8 protein-coding genes are annotated in these 9172 nt (G+C 61.8%); 1 reads left to right on the top strand and 7 read right to left on the bottom strand.

Annotated features, from left to right (window positions below; genetic code table 11):
• Positions 1-190: 190 nt before the first annotated feature.
• Positions 191-955, bottom strand: a complete 765-nt coding sequence (locus tag M1D87_RS13440) for an SDR family oxidoreductase (RefSeq protein WP_015270282.1) — start codon at positions 953-955, stop codon at positions 191-193.
• 20 nt (positions 956-975) lie between these two features.
• Positions 976-1773 carry an SDR family NAD(P)-dependent oxidoreductase gene (locus M1D87_RS13445; protein ID WP_015270283.1) on the bottom strand — a complete coding sequence of 266 codons (798 nt, stop codon included), beginning with the start codon at positions 1771-1773 and terminating at the stop codon, positions 976-978.
• 106 nt (positions 1774-1879) lie between these two features.
• Between M1D87_RS13445 and M1D87_RS13450 the strand changes: the two genes are divergently transcribed.
• Positions 1880-2833 carry a GlxA family transcriptional regulator gene (locus tag M1D87_RS13450; protein ID WP_123084133.1) on the top strand — a complete coding sequence of 318 codons (954 nt, stop codon included), beginning with the start codon at positions 1880-1882 and terminating at the stop codon, positions 2831-2833.
• Between the two features lie 70 nt (positions 2834-2903).
• On the opposite strand, the gene M1D87_RS13455 is transcribed toward M1D87_RS13450, so the two are convergent.
• The 5 genes from M1D87_RS13455 to M1D87_RS13475 all read right to left on the bottom strand — a co-directional run bounded on the left by M1D87_RS13455 (position 2904) and on the right by M1D87_RS13475 (position 9094).
• Positions 2904-3260 (bottom strand): NUDIX domain-containing protein, encoded by a 357-nt coding sequence (locus M1D87_RS13455; protein ID WP_311133376.1) that lies wholly within the window; start codon positions 3258-3260, stop codon positions 2904-2906.
• Between the two features lie 63 nt (positions 3261-3323).
• A complete protein-coding gene (locus tag M1D87_RS13460) occupies positions 3324-3638 on the bottom strand; it encodes a hypothetical protein (RefSeq protein ID WP_061551487.1) in 315 nt (104 codons plus the stop codon).
• 212 nt (positions 3639-3850) lie between these two features.
• On the bottom strand, positions 3851-5455 hold the full coding sequence (locus M1D87_RS13465; RefSeq protein ID WP_123084132.1) for a hypothetical protein: 1605 nt from the start codon (positions 5453-5455) through the stop codon (positions 3851-3853).
• A gap of 79 nt (positions 5456-5534) precedes the next feature.
• Complete coding sequence (locus M1D87_RS13470) at positions 5535-7271, bottom strand: hypothetical protein (RefSeq protein WP_123084131.1); 1737 nt, start codon at positions 7269-7271, stop codon at positions 5535-5537.
• Positions 7268-9094 carry a tyrosinase family protein gene (locus M1D87_RS13475; protein ID WP_182329297.1) on the bottom strand — a complete coding sequence of 609 codons (1827 nt, stop codon included), beginning with the start codon at positions 9092-9094 and terminating at the stop codon, positions 7268-7270. The genes M1D87_RS13470 and M1D87_RS13475 overlap by 4 nt, the downstream gene beginning before the upstream one ends.
• Positions 9095-9172 lie beyond the last annotated feature (78 nt).

The following is a 9172-nucleotide window of genomic DNA, read 5'->3' on the forward strand; positions in this document are numbered from 1 at the left end:
ACAGGCTAATCGTGTCGGCCCCCCTGAAAAACCGGGCTATTGCCGGAACACTTTCCGCGTTTCGCTGAAAATCGGCTAGCTGCCGCCCGGGTTGAAAGGGCTCCCTTGGACCGGGCGGCAGCAATCGGCAGCCTTGTGGTGGAACGTTGCCAACAGACTGCGCAACGTTGTCGGGATTCGGGAATTGGGTTCAGGCAACAGGGATCGGGTTCTCAACCAGCGCCAGGTTGAACTGGTGAATCAGTTCGTGTTCGTTCAGGCCCTGGTTGGCTCGCAGCGGGACGACACGATCCACCAGGACTTCCGTGGTTGCGGATTCGAGCTTGACCAAGGTTTCCTGGATAAAATCATCCAGCGGCATGGCACGCTCATCACCGCTCTTGTGAATCAGATCGGTGTCCACCCAAGGTGGCGCAATTTCCAGTACCTTGACGCTGGTGTCACGCAGGCTGAACCGCTGCGACAGTGAGTAGGAGTGGATGGCGGCCTTGGTCGCCGAATACAAAGCGGTGGCCGCCAGCGGCAGGTAGGCCAGAACCGAACTGTTGTTGATGATGCAAGCATCCGGTTGGCGCTTGAGGTGCTCGACGAAGGCTGCGCTGACGCGCACCGGGCCGAGCAGGTTGGTCTGCAGCAAGCTCACTGCTTGTTCGTCGTCGAGGTCCCCGGAAGCCGGATTGTCGAACGGCATGACGCCGGCATTGTTGATGATCACGTTCAATGCAGGATGGCGGCGGATCACATCCTGGGCCACCTCCTTGATCTGCTGCGGATCATTGATGTCCAGGCGCACTGTATCGATCCCCGGGTTGGCCTGGGCGATTTCATCCAACAGTGCCTGACGGCGCCCCGCAACGATCACTTTATTGCCACGTTGGTGGAATGCCTCGGCCAGAGCGCGGCCGATGCCTGAGGTACCGCCGGTAATGAAAATGGTGTTTGCGCTAAGTTTCATGATCCGTCTCCTTGCATTGTTCAGTTGGCGTTGTAGCGAGGGGCAAGCTGATTGCTGGACAGCTGGCCGAACAGGGCTTGCCGGCTGGCCTCGTAGCGTTCGAAGGACTTCAGGTCATGCATCGAGGGGATAGAGATCAGTACCTCGTCGTCAAAGTCCTGCAGGGCACCGTCCACCAGGTCCTGGGCCGACATCACGATACCCGGATCAAGGTTTTCGACCGGCAAGCCGCCGATCTGCCAGAAGTCGGTGGCGGTGGCTCCTGGCAGCACTGCCTGGATCCTTATGCCTTTGTCCGCAAGCTCCTTGTGCAGGGACTGGGTAAAGGCGGTGACATACGCCTTGCTGCCACCGTACACACCATTGAGCAGCTCCGGCGCCAGGCTGACAACGGACGAGATGTTGATCACGGCGCCTTGCGCACGGGCGACAAATCCGGGGATGGCCGCGTAGGTGAGGCGGGTGAGGGCGGTGACGTTGAGGGTGATCATTTCAGCCATGCGCTCGACATCACTTTCCAGCAGGCTGGTGTGGGTGCCTATGCCTGCGTTGTTCACCAGCAGGCTGATACTGGCGTCCTCGCGCAATTTGCGTTCTACCTTGGCCAGGTCATCCGTGTTTGCCAGGTCTGCCGGAAACACCTCCACGTTCTGCCGGGTTTCCGTAGTCAGCCGGCTGGCCAACGTATTGAGGCGCTCCCGGTTGCGGGCCACCAGCACCAGGTCGTAACCCCGACGCGCCAAGCGTTCTGCGTAGATCGAACCGATGCCGGTAGAGGCGCCAGTGATGAGGGCAGTGCCTTTGAATTGCTGCTTCATGGTCATGCTCCGTTGTTGGATGTGGAGCCCATGATGCAGAAGGTCGCCTTTGTCTTAAACGACACATATGGTACGTTTTCAGGACATCCAATGTGGAGCTCCAACCATGCACCGGGTCGGCTATCTCATCACCGAAGGTTTCCAGATCATGTCGCTGGCGACGCAGGCCGTGTTCGAGTTCGCGAACATTGTCGCGGGCGAAACGGTTTACAAGATCCAGAATTTTTCCATCGGCGGCGGCACGGTGCGTTCTTCCCTGGGCATGTACATGGACACGCTGCCGTTGGGCGCTCCTGGTCTGGCTGATACCTGGATGATCACGGGAACCCTGACGCCGCTGACTCCGCCAGGCGAGGAAGTGCTGGCCAGCGTCAGAGGCTTTGTCGATGGCGCTCGACGCACTGCCGGTCTGTGCACCGGCTGTTTCGTATTGGCTCAGGCAGGCGTGCTGGACAACCGGCGGGCCACGACACATTGGGCCTATGCGAAAAAGTTGCGGGAACTGCACCCGAAGATCGAAGTGGAAGAAGACCGAATCTTCATTGTGGACGGGCAGATCTGGACGTCCGCCGGGATGACCGCCGCCCTGGACATGGCGCTGGGTATGGTGGAAAAAGACCTGGGAACCGAGATGGCCAGGTCAGTGGCACGCAAGCTGGTGATGCATCAGCGCCGCTCCGGAGGGCAATCGCAGCATTCCGAGTTGCTGGCGCTTTCGCCGAGGTCTGATCGGATACAAAACGCCCTGGATTACGCGCGCAAGCATTTGAGCCGTCCATTGAGTGTCGAAGAGCTCGCCGAGTCCGTGCATTTGAGCCCCCGACAATTTACCCGCGTATTCACTGCCGAGACAGGTCAGTCACCTGCCAAGGCTGTGGAAAGCCTGCGTCTTGAGGCTGCCCGCCTGATGATCGAGCAGAGTCGCCACAGCCTGGATGTGGTGGCGAAGGAAACCGGGTTCAGGGACCGTCGGCACATGCGGGAGGTGTTCATTCGTGGTTTTGGTGTCCCGCCTCAAGCCGTGCGAAGAGATGCCCGGCGGGTCATATCGGTTGAATGACAACGCACGCAGCCTGATGGGTGTGCGCTTTCTGGCTCTGATCCACTACACAGGAAGCAGGTGCTCTCGTTCAAGCAACTCGATGTTGGACGGCTTGACCCGAACTTCGTGAAGCTCTGGGGGCAGTGAACCAGCGGCACTCGACTATCTCGTGATCTGCAGCAGGCTTTGCTCCCGCTTCAACAGGCAGCTGATAGAGGTAGTGCTCCTCACCTGCGAGCACGTAATGGTTGAGGAATCGAGCACCATTGAAGGGTAGGCAAGTTTCCTCCATCAGCTCGCGCTGCGCTGTATCCAGGTGATGCTCGCCTGGGTCAATCTTCCCGCCTGGCAACGCCCATTCAGCGCCTTGCTTGCGCACGAAAAGGATGCGTCCTGCTTGCAGGCAAATGACAGTCGAGTGCCGTTCTCTGGCGTTGTTCATCATGCCCCTCCCGGACCATGGAGGTGGCATCAGGGCAGCAATCACCCTGATGCCAGCTGCTGATTATCAGCGCTCTTTATCCCACTGCTGCTGATCATCTGCCTGGTTTTGCTGACCACCCATGCGGTCCTTGTCTTGCAGGTTCTGGTTCTGCTTGTCGGTTGTACCCTGGCCGCCCTGGCTGCCCGTATCACGGGAACGTTCCCAGTCCTTGTTCATCTTGTCCTCAGGTTTTTGGCCGGATTGGCTGCCACCTTGCTGCTGACCGGGCATCCGCCCCCCCGAACCTTGGCCGCCTTGCTGGCCAGCTCCGGCAGTATTGTTGCCCATGCCGGTGTCAGCATTGCCCTGGTTGCCACCTTTGTCTTGATTGTTTGCCATGATCGCTTACCTCGGGTCAGACACAGGAAGATCTGTGTGTACTGTTATGACCGAGGCCCGTTCGCGCGGTATGCAAGGAATATTTGGCTAGCTGACTAAACGCATGAATTTCAGGGGTACGAGATTTTGGTGTGTGAACAGGAAGGTGCCTGAAGGGCAGCGCCATCTGCGAATCCCTGTTCGGGGCGATCGGTGATCGCCCCTTTTACGGTTCAGGGGCGGTCCTTGAGGGTTTCGAAGGCTTTGACGCTTTTGATCAGGCTTTTGTTGCTGGCGGAGCCGGCACTGTTGAACAGGAAAGAGAAATCCGAGGCCAATGACGGGCTGCCGGCAATCGTCGCGTACTGATGGCACTGATTGCAGTCATCACCCTGCACGTAGGTCTCCATGGTGGTGTTGGCCACCGGCACGTTGCCCTGGCTGATGAACGGCCCGTACGACAGCGGCACTTGCGCGTTGGCGCCCGGTTCCGGGCTGGACGGATTGGGGGCGAGGGTCCAGAGTACGTTGATCAGCTTGTAGTACTGAAACACCGACTTGCCTTGGCTGTGCTGCGCGAAGTTGGCTTGTACCGCGCTGTTGAGGGCTTGCAGGTCGCCGGGCACGGGGTGTACGCGGGTGGTCTGTACCGGCTGGTCGCGTGGGAAGAGATCGGTGCAGTCCTTGTCGGGATGCGTTTGCTTGCACTGGATACGGGCTTGGTTCGGTGTGCACTCGGGGCCGTCGCCACAGTCAGGGTTGTTGAAGGCGAACCCGTTCGGCGGGGTTTGTTGCGGCGGGACCTGGGCCGGTTCGGGCACGTTGTCCACCTGCTCGAAGGTGGTCCAGATGAAGTTGGGCGAAGCCTGGGTCTTGTTGATGATATGCAGGCCCACCAGCCCCACCACCTCCTGGGTGCACTCCAGCGTGTCGGGGCGTTTGAGCCAGGCGACGGTAGTCAGGTAGCGCCCGAACAGCTCGGGTTTGCCGGTCAGCACCCGCCAGGCGGCCTTGAGCTCGATCGCGCCCAGTTGCTCCTGTGGCACTGGGGAGGTCGGCAGTGAGCGCATCGGTTCGCCGATGGGCAGCGACAGGCCCTCCGGTGTCTGGCCGTCGAGGTTTTGCGCGACCTTCAACTGGTTGGCGGCGTCGTAGAGCCCCTTGTCGACGATGTAGTCGAACTCGGCCTTGCCCACCTTGCGCTCAAAAAATACCAGTTTGCCCGCCTGGTCCGTCAGCCAGCCGCCGGACGCCTCCATGACCGGGTCGGGAATGGACGCAAGTGTCCCGGTCGACAGGTGGAAACCGTGCAAGGCATTGATCGCGCCTTCGGAGGTGGCGTTCATGAACTTGCGTGCGCCCACCTTGAGCGCCTTGAGGCTACCCTGGGTGCTGCACCCGGACGGCACCAGGGTTTGCACACCCCAGCCGGTGGGCGTGGGTGCGCCGGGCAGGAAGATGTCGTTGGCGTCCTTGTAGCTGGCCCATACCGGGGCCACGCTCATGGGTTGACCCGGTGCGGAGGGGACCCCGAACTGCGCCAGCGTGCTTTGCATGTCGGGTTCACCCGCCAGGCTGGCGGTGGCTGGCCAACCGGGGTTCACCGGCCAGTTCAAGGCAATGAACAACTGCCAGCCAAAGCAGTTCATGAACGCCTGGCTGGTGGCATTGAAGTTGTTGACCGGCAGGAATCCCCCGCTGGCCGGGTTGAACACCAATTGCTGCTGTACACAGGTATCGGCGTCCGACAGCGTGGCTGCCGTGGCGGGTTGCGGGGTCGACAGGCACAGTAGAATGCCGCACAGCAGCGACAGAAGACTCAAGCGTGACCTGGACATCATTGCGCTCCTTGCAAGCTGTGAAGCCGCACCCGAAGGTGCGGCGGTAGAAGGGCGTAAGTGGCGTAAGTGGCGTGGCTCAGGCGCCAGGCACCAGTGCCAGGCCAGACTCCCAAGGGTGGTCTGTCGCGCTCACGTTAACGTCTTCACCTGGGTTGAGGGCACGCACTGCCACCAGGCCGGGTGCTGCGGAGGGGCTGACCGTGATGGTCAGAATGTAGGCCTGGGTGCCGCCCGAGTTGGTCTGGCCAGGAATGGCCGATGCGTCGGGCAGGTACTGGGTGACCTGCGCCGTCACCCCAGGGTTGGAGAATTGCACCCTTGCATTCTGCGCCGTGGTAGTCGGGTCGGCACCTTGCACCACCAGCACGAACTGGTTGCTGCTACCCGGTGCAAGCCAGGCGGGCAGGTCGGTGGGGGATTGCCCGTAGAACAGGTCCAGCGGCAGCAGTTGCACTGGCCAGGGTTGCAGGCCGGCCACCCGGTCCTGCACGCATGGGAACGCTTGAGGCGTGGTGCTGAGCGGCTTGACGGTGACGCTCAGGCCGACCAGCAGTTGTTGGGCGATGACCCACACATAGTTGACCTTCTGGTTGTTGATGGTGATGTCATTGATCGAGAAACCAGCGCTTTCCGGCACCTCGAACACCGCCTGCAGGATCTGGTCGGAACCATTGGCGGCCGACTTCGCCGTACCGCGCGTGATGCGCCAGTACTGGCTCACGTCCTGGCCTTGCGGGCCCTTCCAGGCACTGAAATCGGTGGGCTGCTGCAAGTACAGGCCAATGGGGTTGGTCAGCGACAGTCGGTTGTTCACTGCCGTGGTATTGGCCATGAAACCGATGTGCGGATCAGAGTTGCGATAGTTTTGCCCGTACTGCGCGCAGCAGATCAACGACTGGGCGTTCTGACTGCTGCTCACCGGGCGCAGGATGGTGGCGGCGGCGGCCAGGTACACCTCGGCGCTGAGGGTATTGGGGCCGGAGGTCAGGTGCATCGCACCGCCGTACTGGCCGGGCACACAGGCCGTTCCGGCGTTCCATTTGTTGACGGTGTCATAGGCCGGCTTGCCGGTGGTGGGGTCGATGACCGGGTCGCCGGCCTTGCCGGTCGGGCAGTCGACGGTGTAGCGCAGGTACAGGTCTTCGAGTTGCACGTTCGGGTCGATGTAGTCGCGGTACAGGCCCAGCACTGCGTTCGGGTCGATGCGCCACATGGTCAGGAAGTACGCGGGGTTTTCGCAGGTGAAGGTGATCTTGCGCATGTTGCCGTTGGCATCGCGTACGATCGACCACTCGCAGTACTCGTCGAGCCAGCCCCGCGGGCCGGAAGGCGAGAACGCCGTGTACTTGCCGTTCCAGTCGATGCTCGGGCAGCGCTTGGCCGGCAGTTGCAGCACGGTACCTTGCTTGTTGGGGTCGTAGAGCATGTAGAGGGTGTTGTCGAGCGTGATCTGGCCGTGGTCGGTCAACGCCATCACCTGGTCCAGGGTCATGGCCTTGCCACCCAGCTGGGGAATGACCGCCGCACCGTTGTTGTAGAAGAACGTCCAGAGCCGGTTGGGGAAGGGCGCCCAGGTGATCGCCGGGGCGGTCACGTCGCCGAAACCTTCCACCAGCGGGTTGTAGTAACCCGAGCGGGGGGCGTCGTTCAGGCCCGACCAGGGGTTGCCGATGATCGACGATTCGGTCCAGCCGGTGAGGTTGTTGTTCCAGTCGGTTTCAAACTGCGGCAACTGGTCTTCCAGGCCCAGCTTGTTGTAGTCCTTGGGGGCTTGGCCGGCGGGAGAGGTGAACTGCTTGAAGGGCGTGCTCATGTCGGTTCTCCTGATGTGCGTGAGGTGGAAGCAGAGCAGCAGCCGGCGACCGGGGGCGGGCCGGCGAGGGTCTGGCGCGGGTCGTCCCACACCAGTTGGGCGATGAAACCGGGCAAGGTCATGTATTCGTCAGGCGTCAGCACGCGGCCGCTGTCGAGGTGGGTCACCACCAGCGACAACTGCACCGCGTCGCCGCGGGCAAGGCCCAGCGCAGCGGCGTTGCGGGCCGCATTCAGTGCGCGGGACACGCCGTGGGTGATGCATCGGCCCTTGTCGTCCACCAGCCCCATGCCGATACGGCTGAAGCGCCCCACGTAATGGGGGTTGTCGGCGCTGATGTGCTGCGTGGCAGCGTCGGGCTGGTCGAGAAAGACATCGATCAGATAGGTGTCATGGGTGCAGCGCACATGATCGAACACCACCCACGGCCCGGGCCCTGCGGCGTTGCCCGCGGCAGGCCCGGCTGTTGCGCTGTGCTTGCAGCAGGCGCCGGTGGCCGCCTTGGGCGCGCCGAATTGTGGGGCCACCGGCACGCCGTAGTCGTAGCCGATGTGCCGGCTGTCCTGGGCCATGTCGCCGATGGTGGTGTAGCGCCAGGCGTCGGCGCTGGTGAATGTGAGCTGCGTGGCATCGTGACCGGAGAACGGCTGGAGCAGGCACTGCGTGGTGAATTGCGCCCCGGGGTTGGCCCTGATCCATACCTCGAGCATGCGGTCGATGTTGGCGTGGTAGGAGCAGAACACCGGGTCGAAGGCGGTGTAGGCGTTGTCGGCCATGTCGCCGCCGATCCAGCCGTGATAGTTGTCGTGGGGTTGCTCGTAAAGGCCGTCGAAGTTGAGGGCACGATTGGGGTACAGGCTGTCCTTCTGGGGCGGGTCGAACACCGGGATGTTGGCCCACGGATAACCGGGCACACCCTGTGGTTGGCTGAAGGTGGTGAACTTCAGGGCATCCACCACCTGTTGCTGGAAAATCCGGCTCATGCCGAACAAACGGGTGCGCTCCGAACGCGAGTCGTCACCGTGGGTGTAGAACAACCGGTCGCGTTGCACATACCGGCAGTCCACCCCTTTGACCGCACCGCTGGCGCACACTTTCGAACAACCATCCTTGGCGGCAGCGTAGCGCAAGGGGTTGGGCCGGGTTTCGCCGGTGTGCGGGTGCACATAGGTTTCATCGAGAAAAGCCTGGGGCAGGCCGGCCTGTGGGCTGCCGTCGACGCTTGCGTCTTCGGCCATCCAGTCCCAATAGGGTATGGCACAGTCGATCAGTTGCTCCAGATACAACAGGTAGGCCCGGTGCCAGAGGGCAAACGCCTCCTGGTAATGCAGGCACCAGTTGGTGTGGATGTAGGCGTAACGTTGCCAGGGCGAACCACTGTCGGGGTCGCCCACCTGCATTACATCGTCGAGGCGGGCGCGGTACAGGTTCAGTTCCTCAAGGCTCAGGGCGCGGATGTCCTTTCTCACCCGCCTGACCGATTGGGGCAGGTCCGGTGGTGGGATGCGTTCGGCCAGGTCGAAGGGAGAATCGGCGTTCAGGCGCCAGCCCTGGTTGACCCACAACCTGAAGGTTTCCAGCGCATCGATCGGCCAGAACTGTTGCTGGTCGAGGGTCAGCGGCATGTTGCGCGAGGCCAGGTGCTGGTAGATGGTTTCTGACCAGGTTTTGACCGAGTCCGGGTCGTCCAGGTAGACGAAATAGGCGTTCATGCACCCGGTCCAGGAGGCTGCCACGGCCGCGCGCTGCGCAGCAGGAATCCAGTAGGGAGCGGTAAAAAGGCCGTGGATGTCCGCGGTCCATGTCGGTTTCGCGATGATCATAAGGTCCCTCTCATGCGCCCCGCAGGCCATATTCGGCCGGGCTGCTAAGCTCAGTTGATGGTAAAGAGCTGGCGCGCA

This window comes from Pseudomonas sp. SA233 (genome assembly GCF_054792385.1).